Source organism: Mycobacterium sp. IDUB_9, from assembly GCF_055419505.1.
Genome location: NZ_JBVAXU010000006.1, coordinates 248,982 through 269,396, shown reverse-complemented (window position 1 = coordinate 269,396; position 20,415 = coordinate 248,982). Strand labels below are relative to the sequence as shown.

At 66.0% G+C, this 20,415-nt stretch carries 24 protein-coding genes and 1 tRNA gene; 9 read left to right on the top strand and 16 right to left on the bottom strand.

Annotated elements, in window-relative coordinates:
- Positions 1–46: 46 nt before the first annotated feature.
- The 5 genes from ACZY08_RS24370 to ACZY08_RS24350 all read right to left on the bottom strand — a co-directional run bounded on the left by ACZY08_RS24370 (position 47) and on the right by ACZY08_RS24350 (position 2,979).
- Positions 47–1,498: an alpha,alpha-trehalose-phosphate synthase (UDP-forming) gene (locus tag ACZY08_RS24370; RefSeq protein WP_463746978.1), complete on the bottom strand. Its 1,452-nt coding sequence runs from the start codon at positions 1,496–1,498 to the stop codon at positions 47–49.
- Positions 1,499–1,663 carry a hypothetical protein gene (locus ACZY08_RS24365; protein WP_454792276.1) on the bottom strand — a complete coding sequence of 55 codons (165 nt, stop codon included), beginning with the start codon at positions 1,661–1,663 and terminating at the stop codon, positions 1,499–1,501.
- A 45-nt stretch (positions 1,664–1,708) separates the two neighbouring features.
- On the bottom strand, positions 1,709–2,098 hold the full coding sequence (locus ACZY08_RS24360; RefSeq protein WP_463746979.1) for an intersectin-EH binding protein Ibp1: 390 nt from the start codon (positions 2,096–2,098) through the stop codon (positions 1,709–1,711).
- 108 nt (positions 2,099–2,206) lie between these two features.
- Positions 2,207–2,539: a hypothetical protein gene (locus ACZY08_RS24355; RefSeq protein WP_463746980.1), complete on the bottom strand. Its 333-nt coding sequence runs from the start codon at positions 2,537–2,539 to the stop codon at positions 2,207–2,209.
- 56 nt (positions 2,540–2,595) lie between these two features.
- Positions 2,596–2,979, bottom strand: coding sequence for an intersectin-EH binding protein Ibp1 (locus ACZY08_RS24350; RefSeq protein ID WP_463746981.1), 384 nt, complete (start codon positions 2,977–2,979; stop codon positions 2,596–2,598).
- Positions 2,980–3,247: 268 nt separating this feature from the next.
- Here ACZY08_RS24350 and ACZY08_RS24345 point away from each other — a divergent pair, with 268 nt between their 5' ends.
- Positions 3,248–4,156, top strand: coding sequence for an enoyl-CoA hydratase (locus ACZY08_RS24345; protein ID WP_463746982.1), 909 nt, complete (start codon positions 3,248–3,250; stop codon positions 4,154–4,156).
- An 11-nt stretch (positions 4,157–4,167) separates the two neighbouring features.
- On the top strand, positions 4,168–5,001 hold the full coding sequence (locus tag ACZY08_RS24340; RefSeq protein WP_463746983.1) for an SDR family oxidoreductase: 834 nt from the start codon (positions 4,168–4,170) through the stop codon (positions 4,999–5,001).
- A 69-nt stretch (positions 5,002–5,070) separates the two neighbouring features.
- On the opposite strand, the gene ACZY08_RS24335 is transcribed toward ACZY08_RS24340, so the two are convergent.
- Positions 5,071–5,958: an NAD(P)-dependent oxidoreductase gene (locus ACZY08_RS24335; RefSeq protein WP_463746984.1), complete on the bottom strand. Its 888-nt coding sequence runs from the start codon at positions 5,956–5,958 to the stop codon at positions 5,071–5,073.
- Between the two features lie 41 nt (positions 5,959–5,999).
- Here ACZY08_RS24335 and ACZY08_RS24330 point away from each other — a divergent pair, with 41 nt between their 5' ends.
- Entirely contained in the window at positions 6,000–6,434 is a 435-nt protein-coding gene (locus ACZY08_RS24330) for a YdeI/OmpD-associated family protein (RefSeq protein WP_463746985.1), read from the top strand.
- Here the strand turns inward: ACZY08_RS24330 and ACZY08_RS24325 are convergent.
- From ACZY08_RS24325 to ACZY08_RS24310, 4 genes are read right to left on the bottom strand one after another with little or no spacing between them, the layout of a single operon-like run.
- Positions 6,412–6,918 (bottom strand): (2Fe-2S)-binding protein, encoded by a 507-nt coding sequence (locus ACZY08_RS24325; RefSeq protein ID WP_463746986.1) that lies wholly within the window; start codon positions 6,916–6,918, stop codon positions 6,412–6,414. The two genes, ACZY08_RS24330 and ACZY08_RS24325, sit on opposite strands and share 23 nt — an antisense overlap.
- On the bottom strand, positions 6,911–7,798 hold the full coding sequence (locus ACZY08_RS24320) for an FAD binding domain-containing protein (RefSeq protein WP_463746987.1): 888 nt from the start codon (positions 7,796–7,798) through the stop codon (positions 6,911–6,913). The genes ACZY08_RS24325 and ACZY08_RS24320 overlap by 8 nt, the downstream gene beginning before the upstream one ends.
- On the bottom strand, positions 7,795–8,517 hold the full coding sequence (locus tag ACZY08_RS24315; RefSeq protein WP_463746988.1) for an SRPBCC family protein: 723 nt from the start codon (positions 8,515–8,517) through the stop codon (positions 7,795–7,797). The genes ACZY08_RS24320 and ACZY08_RS24315 overlap by 4 nt, the downstream gene beginning before the upstream one ends.
- A 2-nt stretch (positions 8,518–8,519) precedes the next feature.
- Entirely contained in the window at positions 8,520–10,916 is a 2,397-nt protein-coding gene (locus ACZY08_RS24310; protein ID WP_463746989.1) for a xanthine dehydrogenase family protein molybdopterin-binding subunit, read from the bottom strand.
- 102 nt (positions 10,917–11,018) lie between these two features.
- On the opposite strand from ACZY08_RS24310, the gene ACZY08_RS24305 reads away from it, so the two are divergent.
- The 3 genes from ACZY08_RS24305 to ACZY08_RS24295 all read left to right on the top strand — a co-directional run bounded on the left by ACZY08_RS24305 (position 11,019) and on the right by ACZY08_RS24295 (position 13,706).
- Positions 11,019–11,672 carry a M15 family metallopeptidase gene (locus ACZY08_RS24305; protein WP_463746990.1) on the top strand — a complete coding sequence of 218 codons (654 nt, stop codon included), beginning with the start codon at positions 11,019–11,021 and terminating at the stop codon, positions 11,670–11,672.
- A gap of 100 nt (positions 11,673–11,772) precedes the next feature.
- On the top strand, positions 11,773–12,483 hold the full coding sequence (locus ACZY08_RS24300; protein WP_463746991.1) for a cutinase family protein: 711 nt from the start codon (positions 11,773–11,775) through the stop codon (positions 12,481–12,483).
- A 77-nt stretch (positions 12,484–12,560) separates the two neighbouring features.
- Positions 12,561–13,706, top strand: coding sequence for a glycoside hydrolase 5 family protein (locus ACZY08_RS24295; RefSeq protein ID WP_463746992.1), 1,146 nt, complete (start codon positions 12,561–12,563; stop codon positions 13,704–13,706).
- Positions 13,707–13,936: 230 nt separating this feature from the next.
- Here the strand turns inward: ACZY08_RS24295 and ACZY08_RS24290 are convergent, their stop codons facing one another.
- From ACZY08_RS24290 to ACZY08_RS24280, 3 genes are all read right to left on the bottom strand, one after another.
- Positions 13,937–14,341: an HNH endonuclease gene (locus ACZY08_RS24290; protein WP_463746993.1), complete on the bottom strand. Its 405-nt coding sequence runs from the start codon at positions 14,339–14,341 to the stop codon at positions 13,937–13,939.
- 42 nt (positions 14,342–14,383) lie between these two features.
- A tRNA-Thr gene (locus tag ACZY08_RS24285) sits at positions 14,384–14,458 on the bottom strand.
- A gap of 27 nt (positions 14,459–14,485) precedes the next feature.
- Positions 14,486–15,301, bottom strand: coding sequence for a hypothetical protein (locus ACZY08_RS24280; protein ID WP_463746994.1), 816 nt, complete (start codon positions 15,299–15,301; stop codon positions 14,486–14,488).
- 96 nt (positions 15,302–15,397) lie between these two features.
- On the opposite strand from ACZY08_RS24280, the gene ACZY08_RS24275 reads away from it, so the two are divergent.
- Together ACZY08_RS24275 and ACZY08_RS24270 are read left to right on the top strand one after the other, a co-directional pair.
- Positions 15,398–16,117 carry a response regulator transcription factor gene (locus ACZY08_RS24275; RefSeq protein WP_064884923.1) on the top strand — a complete coding sequence of 240 codons (720 nt, stop codon included), beginning with the start codon at positions 15,398–15,400 and terminating at the stop codon, positions 16,115–16,117.
- Between the two features lie 30 nt (positions 16,118–16,147).
- Positions 16,148–17,581, top strand: a complete 1,434-nt coding sequence (locus ACZY08_RS24270; RefSeq protein WP_463746995.1) for a sensor histidine kinase — start codon at positions 16,148–16,150, stop codon at positions 17,579–17,581.
- Here ACZY08_RS24270 and ACZY08_RS24265 read toward each other — a convergent pair.
- Positions 17,541–17,957, bottom strand: coding sequence for an HIT family protein (locus tag ACZY08_RS24265; RefSeq protein WP_463746996.1), 417 nt, complete (start codon positions 17,955–17,957; stop codon positions 17,541–17,543). The genes ACZY08_RS24270 and ACZY08_RS24265 overlap by 41 nt on opposite strands.
- Before the next feature lie 154 nt (positions 17,958–18,111).
- Between ACZY08_RS24265 and ACZY08_RS24260 the strand changes: the two genes are divergently transcribed.
- Positions 18,112–19,089 carry an acyl-ACP desaturase gene (locus ACZY08_RS24260; protein ID WP_463746997.1) on the top strand — a complete coding sequence of 326 codons (978 nt, stop codon included), beginning with the start codon at positions 18,112–18,114 and terminating at the stop codon, positions 19,087–19,089.
- Between the two features lie 21 nt (positions 19,090–19,110).
- On the opposite strand, the gene ACZY08_RS24255 is transcribed toward ACZY08_RS24260, so the two are convergent.
- Both ACZY08_RS24255 and ACZY08_RS24250 read right to left on the bottom strand, forming a co-directional pair.
- Complete coding sequence (locus ACZY08_RS24255) at positions 19,111–19,938, bottom strand: SDR family NAD(P)-dependent oxidoreductase (protein WP_463747229.1); 828 nt, start codon at positions 19,936–19,938, stop codon at positions 19,111–19,113.
- Positions 19,939–19,967: 29 nt separating this feature from the next.
- Positions 19,968–20,396 carry a nuclear transport factor 2 family protein gene (locus ACZY08_RS24250; protein ID WP_463781856.1) on the bottom strand — a complete coding sequence of 143 codons (429 nt, stop codon included), beginning with the start codon at positions 20,394–20,396 and terminating at the stop codon, positions 19,968–19,970.
- Positions 20,397–20,415 lie beyond the last annotated feature (19 nt).

The following is a 20,415-nucleotide window of genomic DNA, read 5'->3' as shown; positions in this document are numbered from 1 at the left end:
TCAGAAACGCGCGGACCCAGCGCTCAGAAACGCGCGGACCCAGCGCTCAGGCTGAATTCGCGCTTCCGAGCGCGGCCAGAAACGCGCGGGCCCACCGGTCCACATCATGGGCCAGCACTTGGCGACGCAATGCGCGCATCCGCCTCTTGCCTTCCTCGGGGCTCTGGCTCAGCGCCGCCTCGACCGCATCCTTGACGCCCTCGAGATCGTGCGGGTTGGTCAGATAGGCCTGTCGCAGCTCGGCGGCCGCGCCGGTGAACTCCGACAGCACCAGGGCTCCACCGAGGTCGCTGCGGCAGGCTACGTACTCCTTGGCGACCAGGTTCATCCCGTCGCGGAGCGGGGTGACCAGCATGACGTCGGCGGCGACGAAGAATGCGATGAGCTCGTCACGCGGCACCGGCCGGTGTAGGTAGTGCACCAATGGATGCCCGACCTCGCCGTACTCACCATTGATGTGACCGACCTGGCGCTCGATGTCCTCGCGCATCGCGATGTAACTCTCGACCCGTTCGCGGCTCGGTGTGGCCAGCTGGACCAGCACGGTGTCGTCGCGCTTGATCCGGTCCTCTTCGAGCAGTTCGGTGAAGGCACGCAGACGGACGTCGATGCCCTTGGTGTAGTCCAGGCGGTCGACGCCGAGCAGGATCTTTCGCGGATTCCCGAGTTCGGCGCGGATCTGTCGGGCCCGCTGCCGGATGCTGCGGTTACGCGCCTTGGCGTCCAGATCGGCCGAATCGATCGAGATGGGGAAGGCCCCGACCTTGACCGTGCGGAACCCGTAGGACACTTCGCCGAAGCGTGACCGCACGCCCACCGAGGCGCGGGTGGTGTTGGCCCCGACCAACCGCCGGGCCAGCACCAGGAAGTTTTGGGCGCCACCGGGAAGGTGGAACCCGACCAGGTCGGCGCCGAGCAGCCCCTCGATGATCTCGGTACGCCACGGCATCTGGATGAACAGTTCGACCGGCGGGAAGGGGATGTGCAGGAAGAAGCCGATGGTCACGTCGGGACGCAACATGCGCAGCATCTTGGGGACGAGCTGCAGTTGATAGTCCTGTATCCACACGGTGGCACCGGGTGCGGCGGCCCGGGCCGTGGCCTCGGCGAAACGCCGGTTCACCTCGACGTAGCTGTCCCACCATTTCCGGTGGTACACGGGCTTGACGATGAGGTCGTGGTACAGCGGCCAGAGTGTGGCGTTCGAGAAGCCCTCGTAATAGTTGGCCACGTCCTCTGCGGACAACCGGACCGGAAAAAGCTGCAGGTCGTCGTCGAGGATCGGCTCTTCGTCGCTGTCGGGAATGCCGGGCCAGCCGATCCAGGCGCCGCGCCGTTTGCGCAGCAGTGGCTCCAGCGCGGTGACCAGGCCGCCGGGGCTGCGCTTGAAGGTGGTGCTTCCGTCCGGTAGCCGCTCCATGTCGATGGGTAGGCGATTGGCCACCACGACGAAGTCAGAGTGCCCGGAGACGGCCTGCCGGCCGTCATCCGGACTCACTCAGGCCTCGGTTTTCGACGGTCCAATGCCGAGCATCGAGAGGAACATGCGGCACTCGTCGGCGTCGGTGGCATAGGTCGCCACGACACGGCGCGCCTGGCGGGCGGTGCTGTCGGCGAGCGGTTCGACGTCGTCGATGTCGGCGGTATCAGTTTTCGCAGGCATGACACAACTGTAGGCGACCGGGAGAGCCCCGGTCGCCGCACGCTGTCAGCCGATGGAACCGTGGACCGTCGGGCTGCTGCCGACGGTCGATTCGGGCACCGGTTGCGGCCCCTCGGACTGCTGTTCCTCGGCCAGGCCGATGCACTCGCCGGAGTTCGCGCCGGTGCAGGGGATGGAGCCGCCGCCACCGGGTGCGTTCACGGCGGGCAGGTTGGGGTTGCCTGGGATGCTGCTGAAATTGCCCGGCGAGTTCGGCACGGTGTGCGGGACACACATGTTCGTGTAGAGGTCTTCTTCTTCGCCCGTCGGGCAGGCGATCGCCGGGCCGGAAGACGCGGGTACGGAGAACGCGGCGATCGCCGGGGCGGCGGCCGCAGCGACTGCAAATCCGCCGGCAAAGATCAGTCGTTGCATCGAGATCGGGAAGGTCGCCATCGTCTCGTCACGCTTTCTCTAGTTATTCGATTGTTTCGTTGCAGGGATTCTAAGGAAGCTGAGAAGCTTCTGCATTGGTTCTATGAGGTGGCTGGGAACCGTCGGGGGCTAGGGGCTGGCGCTGATGGTGGACCGCGGAATGGGTCGCGGTCCTTCGGACTCGTCTTCCTCGGCCAGGCCGATGCACTCGCCGGCATTGTGGCCGGTGCACGGGATGGCGCCGCCTCCGCCGGGCAGATCTACCGCCGGCAGGTCTGGATTGCCGGGGATACCGCTGAACGGGGAGGGCGAATTCGGCACGAGGAACGGCGTGCAGGTGGTGGTGTAGACGTCCTCTTCCTCACCGGAGGTGCAGGTTGCCTGGGCGGCCGGCGCGCCGAGCAGGAGGAACAGCGCGCAGCCGACGCCGGAGAGTGCGGCGGGTACAACGACCGATTTCACCTCCGCAGTCTAGGACTGCTGAGGGTTTACTGTGCGGTGACTGCGGTCGCGCTGAGTCAGCCGATGGAACCGTGGACCGTCGGGCTGCTGCCGACGGTCGATTCGGGCACCGGTTGCGGCCCTTCGGACTGCTGTTCCTCGGCCAGGCCGATGCACTCGCCGGAGTTCGCGCCGGTGCAGGGGATGGAGCCGCCGCCACCGGGTGCGTTCACGGCGGGCAGGTTGGGGTTGCCTGCGACACTGCTGAAATTGCCCGGCGAGTTCGGCACGATGTCGGGGACGCACACGTTCGTGAAGGTGTCCTCTGTTTCCCCGTTGGGGCACGAGGCCAGTGACTGAGTGGGCGCCGACAGCACCGTGAGGGCCGGGGCCGCAGCGATGGCTGCGGCAATGCCGGCCGCGACGGCGAAGCGACGGATGCCGGACGGGTGGATAGCCATTGTCGTGCTTTCTCTTCAAGGCCTGAAAAGGTTTGCTGAATACCCGGCCGCGGTGGTCCGATCACGGTTGTCCGTGAAGTCTTGTTGCCTTTCGTATTTTACGCTCTACAAGGGTAAATCGCTGTGAAAAGGATTCCGGTGCGGCGGTGTCGAGCAGCGTGCTGTGAGGCTGCTGCGTGATAGCTGTGATCCCGGTGTGAGCCGGGTTACGTGATACACGTAATGTGCAGTCCGTAACTTACTTACCCTGACTAAGAGGTGGTCCGATATGGCCGGTCCCGATGACGCAGTACGTCAGGTCGAATACGAGACACTCGATGACGGCCGCATCGCCAGGATTTGGCTGAACCGTCCGGGTGCGCAGAACGCCCAGTCGCGGACCCTGTTGGTGCAACTCGACGAGGCGTTCGGCCGGGCCGAGGCCGATGATGCCGTCCGCGTGGTGATCCTGGCCGCGCGTGGCAAGAACTTCTCGGCCGGCCATGACCTCGGTTCCGAAGAGGCCCTGGCCGAACGTGCGCCGGGCCCGAGCCAGCACCCGACGTTCCGTTCCCACGGTGCCACCGCCGCCGGCGTCACCGAGCGGACCTACTTGCAGGAGTGGCACTTCTACTTCGAGAACACCCGGCGTTGGCGGGATCTGCGCAAGATCACCATCGCGCAGGTGCAGGGCAACGCGATCTCGGCGGCCCTGATGCTGATCTGGGCCTGCGACCTGATCGTGGCCGCCGATGACGCGAAGTTCAGCGATGTCGTCGGAGTGCGGATGGGGATGCCGGGAGTCGAGTACTACGCGCACCCGTGGGAGTTCGGCGCACGCAAGGCCAAAGAGCTGCTGCTGACCGGTGATTCGATCGACGCCGATGAGGCGTACCGGTTGGGCATGGTGTCCAAGGTGTTCGCGCGCGACGAACTCGAAGACAAGACACTGGAATTCGCAAGGCGCATCGCCGAGCGGCCGACGATGGCGGCCTTGTTGGTCAAGGATTCTGTCAACGCGGCCAGCGACGCCATGGGCTTCACCGAAGCGCTGCGCCATGCATTCCACATCCACGAACTCGGGCACGCGCATTGGGCGTCGGTCAATGAGAACCGTTGGCCGGTGGGTATGCCGCCCGATGTTCCCGACTGGCGGACGCTGGGTGCCCCGAAACCGGCCCGACGAGATACACCATAAGGATGACGCAAATGGAACTGTCGTTGAAGGATCGCACCTATTTGGTCACCGGTGGCGGTAGCGGCATCGGAAAGGGTGCCGCGGCTGCGATCGTCGCCGCCGGCGGTAACGCAATGTTGATGGGGCGCAATGCCGACAAGCTGAGCGCGGCTGCTGACGATCTCGGTGCGCAGGGACCCGGATCGGTGCGTTACGAGCCTGCCGACGTTACCAACGAGGACGAGGTCCGCCGAGCCGTCGACGCCGCCGCTGCCTGGCATGGCCAGCTGCACGGTGTGGTGCACAGTGCCGGCGGATCGCTGACCATCGGTCCGATCACCCAGATCGACTCCGAACTGTGGCGCCAGACGGTCGATCTGAACGTCAACGGCACGATGTACCTGATCAAGCACGCGGGCCGGGAGATGGTCCGCGGTGGCGGCGGCTCGTTCGTCGGCATCTCCTCGATCGCGTCGAGCAACACCCACCGGTGGTTCGGTGCGTACGGCGTGAGCAAGGCGGCGTTCGACCATCTGCTCAAACTGGCCGCCGACGAGCTGGGGCCGTCCTCGGTGCGGTTCAACAGCATCCGGCCAGGCTTGACCCGCACCGAGATGGTCGGCCCGGTCTTCGAACTCCCCGCAGCTCGCGACGACTACGAGGCCTGCACACCGATGCCGCGGTTCGGTGAGGTCGAGGACATCGCCAACCTGGCGGTGTTCCTGCTCAGCGACGCCGCCGGGTGGATCACCGGCCAGGCCATCGGGGTCGACGGCGGTCACGCTCTGCGCCGCGGCCCCGACATCTCGGGAATGCTGGAACCGCTGTACGGCGCCGACGGTCTGCGCGGAGTCGTCGCCGAGTAGTTTCGCGTTTGACCTTGCGCTGAAGATTGCAGTCACCAGCTGACCGCAATCTTCAGCGTTGTCGCGTTTCTAGGCCGGTCCGGCGGCTCCGGCCTCCCAGGCGCTGAGCGCACCGACCGCCGACCAGTCGAGTTCGCCGCCGCCGGTGGCCAGCAGCGTGAGGAAACGGTCGCGCAGCAGGCTGGCGACGGGCAGTGGCACCTGCAGTTCCTCACCGGCACTGAGCGCCAGTTTGACGTCCTTGAGACCGAGTGGGGCGGCGAAACCCGCCGGCCTGAACTCCTCACGGGCCAGCAACCCGCCGTAGGTGTGGTACACCGGCGCGTCGAACAGCGTCGAGGTCAACAACTCCAGGTACTGCTGTTTGTCCACGCCGGCCTTGCCCACCAGAGCCATTGCCTCACCGAGGGATTCGATCACCGAGGCGATCAGGAAGTTGCCGCTGATCTTGACGAGGTTCGCGGCGTGTGGGTCTTGGCCGAGGACGAATGTGCGCTGCCCGATCGCATCAAAAATCGGCGACACCGTCTCGACAGTTGCCGGGGCGCCGGCCGCCACGACGAACAACTTGGCTGCCGCAGCGGCCTCGGGCCTGCCGAACACCGGGGCGGCGACGAAACCCTGGCCGGCTCCACCGTGTTCATCGGTGAGCCGCTGGGCGAGGGCGACGCTGATGGTCGATGACGATACGTGCACGGCGCCGGGGGCCAGCTCCGCAAGGATGCCGTTGTCCCCGAACGTCACTGCCTCCACCGCGGTGTCGTCGGCCAGCATCGTGACCACCGCGTCGCCACGGCACGCGTCGGCCACCTCGGTTGCCGGGTGCGCGCCCAGGGTGGTCAGCGCGGTCACCTTGCCGGGTGATCTGTTGTATGCCGTGACCTCGTGTCCGGCCTTGATCAGGTTGGCGGCCATGGCCGCGCCCATGTTGCCCAGTCCGATGAAACCGATCTTCATCCCTCCACTTGTACCGGCTACGTTGGGCAGCGGGAGGGATCATGAAGTTCTCGACGGAAATGCTCCAGATGGGTAACAACACCGGCATCGAGGTGCCTGTTCATGTGGTGGACGCCCTGGGGGCAGGAAAACGCCCAGCAGTCGTCGTCGACGTTAACGGCTACCGGTACCGCTCGACCATCGCGCCGATGGGCGGCAAGTTCCTGATTCCGTTCAGCGCCGAGCGGCGCAACGAGTCCGGTATCAGCGGTGGTGATGCCATCGACGTGGACCTGACGGTTGACGTCGAGCCGCGCACCGTGGAAGTGCCCGATGACCTGCGGGCCGCCCTGGCGGGATCAGCGGAGGCCGCCGCCAAGTGGGAGCGCCTGTCCTACAGCAAACAAAAAGCCCACGTCACGGCGGTTCAAGGAGCCAAAGCTGCTGATACCCGTTCCCGCCGCATCGCGAAAGTCATTGCTGAGCTAGAGGCTTGAGGTCGGCACTGTTCTCATCGTGGTCGCAGGCCCGGTGCACGGCGTTGACGATGCCCTGGTAGCCGGTGCACCTGCAGAAGTTCCCCGAGAGCCCCTCGCGGATCTCCCCGTCGGTGGGGTTCGGATTGTCGCGCAGCAACGCGGTGATCGAGGTGACGAATCCCGGCGTACAGAAGCCGCACTGCAGGCCGTGGCATTCCTTGAGGGCGGACTGTACCGGCGACAGCTCCCCGTCCGGGCCGGCGATGCCCTCGACCGTCGTCACCTCCTGGCCGTCCACCTGAACGGCGAACACCAGGCATGACCGGACTGCCTGGCCGTCCAACAGGACTGTGCAGGCACCGCACGCTCCGTGCTCGCAGCCGAGGTGGGTGCCGGTGAGGCCGCAGTTGTCCCGCAGGAAATCGGCCAGGGTCACGCGTGGCTCCACGACATCCTGGTAGTCACGCCCGTTGACCGAAACCGCAAGCGGCAGTTCATGCATTGAGAGCCTCCTCGGTGGCGTGCGTGATTGCCTGGGTCCAGGCTCTGGACACCATGGCGGCGCCGACCCGCGCCCGGTAGGACGCCGAGCCCTGCAGGTCGGAAGGGATGTCGGTGAGTTCGGACATTGCCAGGCGGCCGATCTCATCGGCGGTGACGCCGCCGATCGGGGTGCCGAGCACCGCAGACTCGGCTCCGGTGGCGCGCAGTGGCGTGGAGCCGAGCCCGAGCAGGCCGATGCCGCAGTGGGTGATCCGGTCGTCCTCGTCGAGCTCGAAACCGACCACGGCGCCGGCAATCGCGAAATCACCGTGGCGACGGGCAAATTCGGCAATCCCGAATCCGCTGCGTCCTGATGCCACCGGGAAGCGCACGGCGGTCAGGATCTCGTCGGCGGCCAGCGACGTTTCCCACAGGCCGGTGAAGAACTCCGTGGCGGGGATCTGGCGGGTGCCGCGTGACGAGGTGGCCTCGACGGTCGCGTCGAGCGCGAGGGCGACAGCCGCGTACTCGGCGGCCGGATCGGCATGTGCGATCGCACCTCCCAGGGTGCCGCGGCTGCGGATCTGGAAGTGGCCGATGTGCGGCGTGGCCATGGTCAGCAGCGGGACGGACTCGGCGATCTCGTCGTCCAGGCCCACCATCGCGTGCGGGGTCGCCGCACCGATCCGGATCTCGTTGCCCTGCAAGGCGATGTCGTTGAGTTCGGCCACTCGCGAGATGTCGATCAGGTTCTCGAAGTGCGTCAGGCGCATGGCCAGCATCGGTACCAGGCTCTGACCGCCGGCCAGAATCTTGGCGTCCTCGCCGAACTCACCGAGCATGGCGACCGCCTCGGTGACCGTAGCGGGCCGGTGATAGGCGAACGGGGCGGGCTTCATGCCACCAACCGGAGCAGTGCGGCGTGCAGATCCTCGGACGTCAGACCGGTGCTCTTACGCCTGTTGCGCCCGGCCCGGCCGGCCAGGAACCCGAGCAGGCCCGCGGCGGCGACGGCTCCGATGGCCGGCGCGAAGCGTTTGGCCATCGGCACCGCCATCACCTTGGCCAAGGCCAACGCGTTGATCGGGGCGGCTTCTTGGGCTGCCTGTTGCGCAGCGGCCGAGCCGCTTTGGGCTGCCTGAGCGGCCGAGCCGCTTTGACCGGCCGGTGATGCCGCGCCGAGCAACTCCGCCTCCAGGCTGCGGGCGAACTGGTCGATCAGGCTGCCGGACACGTCCGCCAGCACGCCGCGGCCGAACTGGGCGGCCTTGCCGGAGATGGCCAGATCTGTGGTGACGACGACCAACGTGGCATCGCCTTCGTCCTTCAGCTGGGCCGTCACGATGGCCGAGGCGGTGCCGTTGCCGCGGGTCTCCTTGCCGTTGGCCTTGAGAACAACGCGCTGCGCCGCGGCGTCCTTCTCCTGGAACGTCGCATTTCCTTGGTAGGACACCGTGATCGGGCCGACCTTGACCTTGACCGCACCGGTGAAGTCGTCGCCGTCCACACTCAGCAGGGTGGCCCCTGGCAGACACGGAGCGACGCGTTCGACGTCGGTGAGCACTTCCCAAGTTTTCGCCGCCGGTACCGCGACCCGGAATTCGTTGTTGAGCTCCACGATCAGTGATCCCTTCCTAATGGCTTCTGCAACGGGGGTTCCTGCGCCTGCTCGATGGCCTCGACGATGGCTGCCGGGGTGGCGGGCAGTGTGGTCAGGGTGACACCGAGTGGGGCCAGGGCGTCGTTGACGGCGTTGATCACCGCGGGTGTGGAACCGATGGCGCCGCCCTCGCCCGCACCCTTGTAGCCGCCGACGCCGGGACCGGGGATCTCGACGTGTCCGTATTCGATCACCGGAACCTCGGTGGCGGTGGGCAGCAGATAGTCGACAAACGTTGAGGACAGCGGGTTTCCGGCGTCGTCGTAAGACAGCTTCTCCAGCAGGGCCCCGCCGATACCTTGGACGGTGCCGCCGGCGATCTGGCCTTCGACCACGTTGGGGTTGATCATCGGACCGACGTCCTCGCTGACGATGTAGCGGGTGAGGGTCACGTGACCGGTCACCACGTCGACCTCGCAGGTGCAGGCGTGGGTCGCGTTGGCCCAGTGGATCGGGGCGGTCGGCGGCGCGGTGTAGCGCGCGGTGGCCTCCAGATTCGCCGACATACCCGGCGGCAGCATCTGCGGCTCGTAGTGCGCCCGGTAGGCCAGATCGGCGAAGCTCACACTCTTTTCGGGATCGTTGCGTGCAACCGCCTTCGACCCGCCGAGTTCGATCTCGGATTCCTCGACCTCCAGCCTGGCGGCGGCCATCGCGACCAGTTGGTTGCGCAGGATCGTGCCGGCCTCGTTGACCGCGCCGGCCGTCATCGGGGCGCTGCGGCTGCCCTGGGTTCCGGCGCCGTAGGGCGTCACCGCGGTATCACCCTGGATGGTGGCGACATCCTCGATATCGGCACCCAGCGCGTCGGCAGTGAGCTGGATGACGGTGGTTTCCAAGCTGTTTCCGGTGGATCCGCCATTCACGTAGACGTTGATCTTGCCGGTCGGCTCCATCCGGATGGTGCAGCCCTCGCTGGCCAGGTGCCCGGTGGCCGCGCCGGTCGGCTCGATGTAGGCCGAGAATCCCAGCCCGAGGTAGCGGCCCTGGGCCAGTGCCTCGGCCTGTTCCTTACGGAAGCCCTCGTGGTCGAGGATCTTCACCGCCTGCTCGAAGGTCTCGATCGGGGCGACGTGGTCATACGGCATGCCATTGGGGTTGAAATAGGGCATCTCGTCGCGGCGGAGCAGGTTCTTGCGCCGCAAGTCCACCGGATCCAGGCCCATCTTGCGGGCGGCGATGTCGAGAAGTATTTCGCGGGTGAGGGTTTCGTACTGCCACGGCCCGCGGTAGGCGTGCAGGCCCGCGGTGTTGGAGAACACCGTCTTGTAGTTGAAGCTGGCCTTGGGCACCCGGTACGGGCCGGGAAAGAACATGCCGATGGCAGCGGTGGTCAGCACCGGGTAGGGGGTGGGGTAGGAGCCGACGTCCTGGACGAAGTCGATGTCGGCGGCCAGGATGTTGCCGTCGTCGTCAAAGGCCATCCGTACGTCGCCGTCGACATGGCGGGACTGACCGGCCGACATCAGGTTCTCGCGGCGGTCCTCGATCCACTTCAGCGCGGTGCCTGATCGGGCGTTCGACGTCGCAGTGGCAATCTTGCGGGCGGCCAGCATGATGCACATGTCCTCGCGCATCGGGACCACCTTCTGGCCGAACCCGCCGCCGGTGTCGCGCATGATGACCCGCACGTGCTGGGCCGGGATACCGAGCAGGCGGGCAGCGAACGCGCGGAGTTCGTGCGGGGTCTGGGTGGACGCCCAGATGGTCAGCTCACCCGTCGACTGCGTCCATTCGGTGACCATGCCGCGGCACTCGATCGGTACCGGCACGTGCATCTGCTGATAAATGTGCTCTTTAACAACATGTGCGGCGGCCCCGAAGACTTCCTCATCTGGCGGCATGCCGGCCATGCCGCCGGCGTTGTTGTCCGGGTAGGCCTCGTGGACCGATACATCGGAGGTCAGGGCCCCGCGGAAGTCGGCGATCGCGGGCAGCGGCTCGTAGTCGACGTCGACCAGATCCACGGCGTCTTCGGCGATGTAGCGGCTCTCGGCGATGACGAGCGCCACCGGATCGCCGACGAACTTCACCTCGCCCTCGGCCAGCGGCGGGCGCGGAGTATCCGGAATGTCTTTGCCTGCGACGGCGTGCCAGGCCTCTTTGACGTCAGGGTTGAGGTCGGCGGCGGTCAGCACGGCGTGCACGCCGTGCAGCGCCAGGGCTGCGGCGGCATCGATTTCGGTGAACTTCGCGTGTGCATAGGGGCTGCGGACGAAGCAGGCGTGCAGCATGCCGGGTCGCGTGATGTCGTCGACGTACGTACCGCGCCCGGTGAGTAGCCGGGTGTCCTCCACCCGTTCGACCCGTCGGCCGGCATAACGAGTTGCGACGGTCTCGGGTGTGGCTGACGCCATAGGATCGCTCCAATCCGTCGGGTTACTTATGCGCATAACTCAGTGGCCGTCGGGGCTTCGAGGCCAATTCAAGAGTGTGATTATCGTACATCGGAAAGCAACATGCCTGAAGAAGAGAGTGTCATTTCCGTCGCCGTCTGTCGACTGCTGTCCCTGGTACTGGCAGCCGCCGGCTGTGTGGTCCCGCTGGCCGGGGCTCCGGTGGCGTCAGCCAGGCCGGCGGCCGAGGCCGGGTTGGTCGACGTGCGCTCCGTGGTGCCCGACGCGGTGATCGACCTGCGGTACGCGACCACGGACAACTTCGTCGGTCAGCAGCTCTATCCGGCCGGCGCTCCCTGCCTGGTGCACGAGTCGATGGCGTCCGGGCTGGTGGCCGCGGCGGCCGCCCTCCGGCCCGACAGGCTGACCTTCTGGGACTGCTATCGGCCACATGAGGTTCAGGTCAGGATGTTCGAGGTGGTGTCCAACCCCAATTGGGTGGCTCGGCCGAGCGCCTACGCCCGCAGCCACGAGGCCGGCCGCTCGGTCGATGTGACGATCGCCGGGGCTGACATGGGAACCGGGTTCGATGACTTCACGCCGCGCAGCCTGGCGTACGCCACCGACGGGGTGAGTCCCGCGGCCCAGTCCAACCGGGCGAGGCTGCGCGAGGCCATGAAAGCCGGCGGGCTGACCGTGTACCCGGGGGAGTGGTGGCATTTCGACGGTCCGGGTGCAGCCGACCCGCGGCCATACCTGGACGTACCGCTGGGATAACTCTCGTCCCTCTACTCCGACCCTGTTGTCGATGTTTGCAATGTGTCAGCATGGGTAACCGAAAGCGTTCGTCACGATCCGGTAGGCGTGGAGTCGACAAATGAACGTCCTCAAATTGATCCAAGGTGCGATGCTGGTTACCGCTTGCGCCGTACCAATTGCCCCCATGCCCACCGCGTCGGCGCAGCCGCCGTGCCCCGACGTCGAGGTGGTGTTCGCCCGCGGCACCTACGAGCCGCCCGGCGTCGGTGGGCCGGGACAATCGTTCGTCGACGCGTTACGGGGGCGGGCCGGTGAACGTTCCGTTGAGGTTTACCCGGTGAACTACCAGGCCAGCGGGAACTTCGGCGACCGAATCGAATTCGCCAGGACGGTCGTCGACGGCATCCGCGATGCGGCCAACCACATCAAGGCCACTACGAAGGACTGCCCCAAGACCAAGGTGGTGCTCGGCGGATACTCCCAGGGCGCCGTAGTGGCGGGTTTCGTCACCTCGGCCGCCGTGCCGGACGGAATCCCGACCGAGTACAAGCAGTTCATCCCCGACCCCATGCCGCTCGAGGTTGCCGACCATGTGGCCTCGGTGGTGCTGTTGGGCACGCCGTCCGATGAGTTCATGCGGGACATCGGCGCACCGGCGATGGTGATCGGACCGCGTTACAAGGACAAGACCATCGAACTGTGCGAGCCGGGTGACACCATCTGCGACGGCACACCCGCGGGCGTACCCAACTTCGCCCACACCGCGTACGTGTTGAACGGCATGCCGGGCCAGGCCGCGGATTTCACGGTTGGCCGGCTTCAGACTTGATAACAATCTGAAACCTCAATGGTTGCAATGTGATACGTGACCCCGGGATATTTGCTGGGTGCCACTATGTTCACTGAGTGCACCGTCGAACGGCCCTCAAGATCCCGCTGGTACTGGCAGCAGCGGCCGCTCTTCCTCAGGCATTGGCCCCTCTTCCTCTGATCCCGCGCGCGACCGCCGCACCAGGCCAGTGGCCGGTCGAGAGAGCCAACGCGTGGTATCAGGCGCAGGGCTGGTTGGTCGGCACCAACTTCATTACCTCGAACGCGATCAATCAGATCGAGATGTTTGCCCCCGGCACCTACGATGCGCGGCGCGTCGACAGTGAACTGGGAGCGTGCCGCCTCCTCGGTTTCAACACCGTGCGGGTTTTCCTGCACGATCTGCTGTGGGCGCAGGACCGCGCCGGATTCCAAAGCAGGCTGGCCCAATTCGTCGGGATCGCGGCGCGTCAAGGCATCAAACCGTTGTTCGTGTTCTTCGACTCGTGCTGGGATCCGCACCCCCAGGTCGGTGCGCAACGGGCGCCGACGCCAGGGGTGCACAACTCGGGCTGGGTGCAGAGCCCCGGCGCACAACGCATCGACGATCCGCGCTACCGGTCCGTGCTGCGTGACTACGTGGTCGGGGTGATGAGCCAGTTCCGCAATGACAACCGCGTCCTGGGCTGGGACCTGTGGAACGAGCCGGACAACCCCGCTAAGCAATATCGCAAGGTCGAACGCAAGGACAAGATCGACGCGGTCGGCGGACTGCTGCCTCAGGTTTTCGCCTGGGCGCGTTCGGTCAACGCCGTGCAGCCGTTGACCAGTGGGGTGTGGCAGGGCAGCTGGGACCGCGGAAGCCGCAGCGACATGGACAACTTCCAACTCGACAACTCCGACGTCATCTCCTTCCATTCGTACGCCGGCCCTGCCGAATTCGAGGCTCGCATCGCCGAACTCGCTCCGTTGGGTAGGCCGATCCTGTGCACCGAGTACCTGGCCCGAGACCAGGGCAGCACCATCGAAGGTGTGCTTCCGGTTGCCAAGCGGCACAACGTCGGCGCCTACAGCTGGGGCCTCGTGGCAGGCAAGACCCAGACATACTTCCCGTGGGATTCGTGGGACAAGCCCTACGCCAAGGTGCCGAACGTGTGGTTCAGCGATCTACTGCAACCCGACGGCCGACCTTATAAGGAAAGCGAATACCAGGCGTTCCGAAAGCTCACGACCCGGGTGTAGGCGTTTAGGCGCGATCGATGCGGGTGACTCAACAGGCTATGGATCAACGTGACGGTGGCCGGCCGATACCGAAAGACGCTCGCAAGGTGACCGAGGGGCAAGAGGAGATTCAGGACGAGTTCGACCGTCGCGGTGAGGATCCCGAGGGCCCGGCACTGCACGAGAGTCACGAGCACATCGCCGACGAGACTTGAACGCACGCAACGACTCTGCCTTCGATGCGACTGCCCTCAGAACGACTGCCCGTTGGCGTAGCGCTGCCGGCGGAAATAGCGGCCATTACCACGGTTGCGGCTCTTGTACGTCGGCAGCTGGGAGTCGCAGTTCGGACAGACCAGCCTCAGGTTTTCCCGCCGATTATTCGTGGGGTTTCCGTCGATGTGGTCCATCACCAAGGTCAGGGGTAGGTCCTGCCACGTACTGGCCGCGCCGCAGATCGCGCAGCAGCCCGACTGGGCGTCGGCGAGGTAAAGCCGGATGTAGTGGCTGTGAAGAGAAGTGATGTACGCCTCCCCGGTTTCGAGCCAACGTTTGGTGTTGGCCTTCTGACGGGCTGATCCCTGACATGCGTTACTGCAGTAGACCTTCTGGCTGCGTTTCGAGAGTGGCGAACTGCAGTTGCGACAGAGCCTCATACGCGGAAGCTACTGGCATACACCGACAACAATCGGCAGTCGTGGAGCCTCCTATCGGGATTGAACCGATGACATTCCGCTTACAAGGCGAACGCTCTACCACTGAGCTAAGGAGGCGGGTGGAACGCGCCCTAGCTTAACGGGTCAGTCGTCGGCGTCGACAATGCGCTGCGAGACCACCGGCCGCGGCGAGGTTCGCCGGGAGGAACGGCGCGGCAGCGGGATGCGGTCGGCGATGTTGCTCAGCGGGTTGACGACCTGGCTCAGCGTGATGACCGCTTCGTGCAACGCGTCGATCGTGGGCGCGAGAGCTTCGAGCCCGGGTGCCAGCCGGTTGAGGGTGTCGGCCACATCGGCGAGCTTGAGCAGGGGGCCGTCGGGATCGGTCAGGGTATCCAGCAGGCCGCCCTCGGCCAGCAGGCGATCGGCGACGCCGTCCTCACGTAGCACCCGCTCGAACAGGCCGTCATTCGCCAGCAGCTGATCGGCCAGCCCGCCCGGCGCAATCACCCGGGACACGGCGCCATCGGCGGTGGTCAACCGGTCCAGCAGGCCACCCTCCGTGGTGACCTGATCCACGAGACCGCCGGGGGCCACCGCCCGCGCCACGGCACCGTTGTCTGCGGTCAGCCGGTCCATCAGGCCACCCTCGGCGGTCAGCTGGTCGACGATCCCGCCCGGCCGTAGCAAACGGTTGATCGGGCCCTCGGGTGCCAGTGCCCGGCCCAGGGGCGCGTCGTCGTCCAGCAGCCGCGCCAAGCGGTTGGCCCGCTCCACCGCATCATCGATGCCGAACAGCGAGGCCATCGATGACCTGCCGTTGAGGGGGTTCGCGTCGCCGATGCCGCGTTGCACGGCGTTGAGGGTCTCGTTGGCGATACCGAGACCGGCGTCGGCCACGGCCAGTCCGATCCGCACGGGCGCAGTAGCAACCTGGACCAGCGTCTTGGCGAGGTTCATGGGCGTCAGTGTAGTTACCCCGATCACAGTTAAACTCACAGTAAGTGCACAGCGTGCATGCAGGTTGAGTTCAACAGGCACCACCAACATCAGGGGATGGCCATGCCTGCATTACCTGAGAGCGTCCCGGAGGCCCGGGTCCTCGTCGTCGACGACGAGGCCAACATCGTGGAGCTGCTGTCCGTCAGCCTGAAGTTCCAGGGTTTCGAGGTCTACACCGCGTCCAACGGCGCGGCCGCCTTGGACAAAGCCAGGGAAGTCCGGCCCGACGCCGTGATCCTGGACGTGATGATGCCCGGCATGGACGGCTTCGGGCTGCTGCGCCGGCTGCGCGCCGACGGCATCGACGCGCCCGCGCTGTTCCTGACGGCGCGCGACAGCCTGCAGGACAAGATCGCCGGCCTCACGCTGGGCGGAGATGACTACGTCACCAAGCCGTTCAGCCTCGAAGAGGTGGTGGCCAGGCTGCGGGTGATCCTGCGCCGGTCCGGCCGGGGTGTCGAGGAACCCCGTAGTGCCAAGCTGTCCTTCGCCGACATCGAACTCGACGAGGACACGCACGAGGTCTGGAAAGCCGGCGAGCCCGTTTCGCTGTCGCCCACCGAGTTCACGCTGCTGCGTTACTTCATCATCAATGCGGGCACGGTGCTGTCGAAGCCCAAGATCCTCGACCATGTCTGGCGCTACGACTTCGGCGGTGACGTGAACGTCGTCGAGTCCTATGTCTCCTACCTCCGCCGCAAGATCGATACGGGCGACAAGCGTCTGCTGCACACCCTGCGCGGCGTGGGTTACGTTTTGCGCGAGCCACGCTGAGAGTGAGCCCGTCGGCGGCATACTTTTGAGGTGTTTGACCGGGTAGAGCGGCATGGTGTGCCGTTGCGGGTCGGGTTGGTGGCGGTCGCGCTGGTTCTGGTGGCGTGTGGATTGCTCGCGTCCGGTGTCGCGGTGACCTCGATCATGCGGCACACCGAGGTCAGCCGCATCGATCAGACACTGCTCGACGCCGCGGGGAGTTGGGCTCAGGAACCGCGCCAACTGCCTTCCACGCCCCTGGAAGGGCCGAACCCGGCACGCCCGCCGTCGAACTTCTACGTCCGCGGCGTCGACCAGGACGGCCGAACCTGGATCGCCATCAACGACCGCGAGGCCGAACCGGAACTGCCCGACGACAACGATGTCGGTCCCGTGCCGGTGACGGTCGAATCCGTCGGACCGTCCGATGTGCAGTGGCGGGCCGTGACCGTGCAGGGCCCGAACGGTGAGCGCACCACCGTCGCGATCGACCTGTCCGACGTCCAGTCGTCGGTACGTGCGTTGATCTGGTCGCAGGTCGGCATCGGCACGGTCGTGCTGGTGGTGCTCGGCGTCGTCGGCTACGCCGTCGTGCACCGCAGCCTGCGTCCTCTGGTCGAGGTGGAACAAACGGCCGCCGCCATCGCGGCGGGACAACTGGATCGTCGTGTCCCCGAACGTGATCCGCGGACCGAGGTGGGGCGGCTGTCCTTGGCGCTCAACGGCATGCTCGCGCAGATCCAGCGGGCGGTGGCGGCTTCGGACGCTTCGGCGGAGCAGGCGCGGACCTCCGAGGACCGGATGCGCCGGTTCATCACCGATGCCAGCCACGAGTTGCGGACCCCGCTGACGACGATCCGTGGTTTCGCCGAGTTGTACCGGCAGGGCGCCGCACGCGATGTCGAGATGATCATGGGTCGCATCGAGAGCGAATCCCGGCGGATGGGCCTGCTGGTCGAGGACCTGCTGCTACTGGCTCGGCTCGATGCGCAGCGTCCACTCGATCAGCATCGGGTCGACCTGTTGACCCTCGCCACCGATGCCGTGCACGACACGCAGTCGATCGCGCCGAACCGCCGGGTGCGCATGGAGGTGTTCGACGGCCCGGGCACCCCGGAAGTGTTGGGTGACGAGGCTCGGCTGCGTCAGGTACTGAGCAACCTGGTCGCAAACGCAGTCCAGCACACCCCGGAAAGCGCCGGGATCACGGTGCGGGTCGGCACCGATGGCGGCGACGCCGTGATCGAGGTGTGCGACGAAGGTCCCGGCATGAGTTCCGACGATGCGCGACGCGTGTTCGAGCGCTTCTACCGCGCCGACACCTCACGCACCCGCGCGAGCGGCGGTACCGGGCTGGGCCTGTCGATCGTGCATTCCCTGGTGCTGGCCCACGGCGGCACCGTCAAGGTCACCACCGCGCCGGGCCAGGGCTGCCGGTTCACCGTCAGCTTGCCGAGGATTGCAGATCTGCCAGCGCGGCTTTGATCTTGGCCTGTGCGGCATCGAGGGATTCGGCCGACGGGTTGTTGTCGACGTGGGCGAAGCCGAAGTCGGCTAGGTTGTAGGCCGGGAAAACGTGCACATGCAGGTGCGGCACCTCAAGACCGGCGATGATCACCCCGGCACGTTGTGCACCGAACGCCTGGCAGACGGCCTTGCCGATCAGCTGTGAGACTTCCATCACCCGGCCGAACACCGCCGGCTCGACGTCCTGCCAGTTGTCGATCTCGGCCCGGGGAACCACCAGCGTGTGACCCTGTGTCATCGGCGCGATGGTCAGGAACGCGACGATGTCATCGTCCTGGTAGACGAACCGCCCGGGCAGTTCTCCGTTGATGATCTTCGTGAAGACGGACGCCATGGTGAGAAGCATAGTGAGCGCCCGAGCCGAGCCGTCGAAGCGTTTGGCGCTGCCCGCGGAATCGCCGTTCTGGCCGATCGTGCTTTATCTTTGCTGAACGGGGTGGGGAATTTTAGCTGGTCCGATGTGGACGCACATAGATTTTGGGGGATTCATGGGACTCGTGCAAAAGGAGCTCGCAGATACCGTTTTGCAGGCTGAACTCGAGCAGATAGCCGAGGAAAACCTCAACCGGCACCTGGCCACGACCAAGGACTGGTATCCGCACGATTACATCCCGTGGGACTCGGGCCGCAACTTCGCCGCCTCGGGCGGTCAGGACTGGGATCTTGAGCAGTCGCAGCTCAGCGACGTGGCCCGGGCGGCGATGATCACCAACCTGCTCACCGAGGACAACCTGCCGTCGTATCACCGCGAGGCCGCCGGGAGTTTCTCCCAGGACGGACCCTGGGGAGCCTGGGTGAACCGCTGGACCGCCGAGGAGAACCGGCACGGCATCGCAATCCGGGATTACCTGGTGGTCACCCGCGGCGTCGATCTCGTCGCGCTCGAGCAGGCCCGCATGGAGCATGTCACCAACGGCTTCACTTCGACCGACGAAGAGCGCGCCATGCACAACTCCGAATTCCTGATGTCGGTCACGTACGTGACCTTCCAGGAGTTGGCCACCCGGGTCAGCCACCGCAACACGGGAAAGGTCTGCAACGATCCGATCGCCGACCGGCTCCTGCAGCGCATCGCCGCGGACGAGAACCTGCACATGATCTTCTACCGGAACGTGTGTGAGGCCGCCCTGGAACTCTCGCCCGATCAGGCCCTGGACGCCGTCGGCTGTGTCGTCGAGAACTTCCGGATGCCGGGTCAGGGAATGCCGGACTTCCGCCGCAACGGTGTGCTGATGGCCAAGCACGGGATCTACGATCTGCGCCAGCACCTCGAAGAGGTGGTCATGCCGAACCTGCGCAAGTGGCGGATCTTCGAACGTAACGATTTCAGTGCCGCAGGTGAGGCGCGTCGCGATCAGTTGGCGGCGTTCCTGGAAGACCTTCAGACGAAGGTGGTCAAGTTCGAGGAGCAGCGTGACCGCATGCTCGCCCGCGAGGCCGCCAAACGAGAGCTCGCGGCATCCTGAACCCGGCTGTGCCGGCCCGGGCTATGTGCCGGAGATGGACTCGTGCAGTTCGTCGACGGTCCACGGCGGTGTGCTGTGGTGGTCGCGGTATCCGATGAAACCCGGTGCAGGTCGGGCGAATTCGCCGATGAACCCACCCGCGGCGATGAAGATGCGGCCCGTCACGTCCCGTGCGGCGTCGCTGACCAGGTAGGCGTATGTCGGGGCCACGTATTCAGGCGGCGCGGCGTCCAGCGCGCCCTGCATGCTGACGTCGTCGAGCAGGCCGCGCCGGTTGAGATCGGCGATGTGCTGCTCGTAGTCCGAACCGGTGGACAGCCGGGTACGGGCGCCCGGGCACACCACGTTGGCCCGCACGCCGTGTTCCTTGAGTTCGGCGGCAATCGCCAGGGTCAGCGCGTTGACTGCGCCCTTACCCGCCGGATAGCCGCTGCCGCCGTAGTCGCCCAGGAACGCAAACGAACTGGTGTTGACGATGGCGCCGGCGCCTTGAGCCACCATCTTCGGCGCTGTCGCGCGGCAGGTTTCGAACACCGTGCCCAGGTGCGCGTCGAGCAGGTTCCGGAACTCGCCGCTGGTCACATTCAAGATCGAGGACCCCGCCGGTTCGGCCGTACCGGCACAGTTGACGAGTATGTCGACGCGACCGAACTCGGCCACACAGGTCTCGACGAGCGCGTCGGCCACATTGGGGTCGGCAGGTGAACCGGCATGGGCGACACCGGAAATGGAATCGGCCGCGGCGGTGGCAGCCTCCAGATCGCGGCCGTTGACCACGACGCCCGCACCCTGGGCGGCCAACAGTTCGGCGACCGCCAGACCGATGCCGCGGGTACCACCGACCACGATCGCGCCGCGGCCGGCGAGTGCTCCGCCGGTCAGCTCTCGTCCTCCTGCGCGAACACCATGGCGTCCATGTTCCAGTAGCCGCGCAGGTTGGTGATCAGACCTTCGCCGTTCACCTTGTAGGTGAAGACGCCGCGCACGGTGGCGGTGAATCCGTTGGGAAACTTGGTGCGCAGCACCAGAATGTAGGCGATCTCGTTCGGTGAGCTGGACGGAAATGTCTCTTCGCAGGTGACGGTCAACTCGTTGGGACCGATGTTGGCGTCGTAGAAAGCGCCGAGGGCTTCCTTGCCACGCACGCCGGTGCCGTCGGGGTTGGTGACGGCCTCGCCGATCGGGTCCTCCACCACGACGTCGTCGGCCATGAGCGCCAGCCAACCTTCGCGGTCACCGGATTGCACGCATTTCCACGACGACCGCGAGGCGACGACAACGGGTGTCTCGGTTTGTGTTTCGGTCACGAAATTCCTCCGTAGATGC

Bases quoted from the DNA above. Each gene is read 5' to 3' on its own strand.
- ACZY08_RS24365 (WP_454792276.1), bottom strand. From the start codon at position 1,663: ATGCCTGCGAAAACTGATACCGCCGACATCGACGACGTCGAACCGCTC.
- ACZY08_RS24360 (WP_463746979.1), bottom strand. From the start codon at position 2,098: ATGGCGACCTTCCCGATCTCGATGCAACGACTGATCTTTGCCGGCGGA.
- ACZY08_RS24350 (WP_463746981.1), bottom strand. From the start codon at position 2,979: ATGGCTATCCACCCGTCCGGCATCCGTCGCTTCGCCGTCGCGGCCGGC.
- ACZY08_RS24345 (WP_463746982.1), top strand. From the start codon at position 3,248: ATGGCCGGTCCCGATGACGCAGTACGTCAGGTCGAATACGAGACACTC.
- ACZY08_RS24340 (WP_463746983.1), top strand. From the start codon at position 4,168: ATGGAACTGTCGTTGAAGGATCGCACCTATTTGGTCACCGGTGGCGGT.
- ACZY08_RS24335 (WP_463746984.1), bottom strand. From the start codon at position 5,958: ATGAAGATCGGTTTCATCGGACTGGGCAACATGGGCGCGGCCATGGCC.
- ACZY08_RS24330 (WP_463746985.1), top strand. From the start codon at position 6,000: ATGAAGTTCTCGACGGAAATGCTCCAGATGGGTAACAACACCGGCATC.
- ACZY08_RS24325 (WP_463746986.1), bottom strand. From the start codon at position 6,918: ATGCATGAACTGCCGCTTGCGGTTTCGGTCAACGGGCGTGACTACCAG.
- ACZY08_RS24320 (WP_463746987.1), bottom strand. From the start codon at position 7,798: ATGAAGCCCGCCCCGTTCGCCTATCACCGGCCCGCTACGGTCACCGAG.
- ACZY08_RS24310 (WP_463746989.1), bottom strand. From the start codon at position 10,916: ATGGCGTCAGCCACACCCGAGACCGTCGCAACTCGTTATGCCGGCCGA.
- ACZY08_RS24305 (WP_463746990.1), top strand. From the start codon at position 11,019: ATGCCTGAAGAAGAGAGTGTCATTTCCGTCGCCGTCTGTCGACTGCTG.
- ACZY08_RS24300 (WP_463746991.1), top strand. From the start codon at position 11,773: ATGAACGTCCTCAAATTGATCCAAGGTGCGATGCTGGTTACCGCTTGC.
- ACZY08_RS24290 (WP_463746993.1), bottom strand. From the start codon at position 14,341: ATGAGGCTCTGTCGCAACTGCAGTTCGCCACTCTCGAAACGCAGCCAG.
- ACZY08_RS24280 (WP_463746994.1), bottom strand. From the start codon at position 15,301: ATGAACCTCGCCAAGACGCTGGTCCAGGTTGCTACTGCGCCCGTGCGG.
- ACZY08_RS24275 (WP_064884923.1), top strand. From the start codon at position 15,398: ATGGCCATGCCTGCATTACCTGAGAGCGTCCCGGAGGCCCGGGTCCTC.
- ACZY08_RS24265 (WP_463746996.1), bottom strand. From the start codon at position 17,957: ATGGCGTCCGTCTTCACGAAGATCATCAACGGAGAACTGCCCGGGCGG.
- ACZY08_RS24260 (WP_463746997.1), top strand. From the start codon at position 18,112: ATGGGACTCGTGCAAAAGGAGCTCGCAGATACCGTTTTGCAGGCTGAA.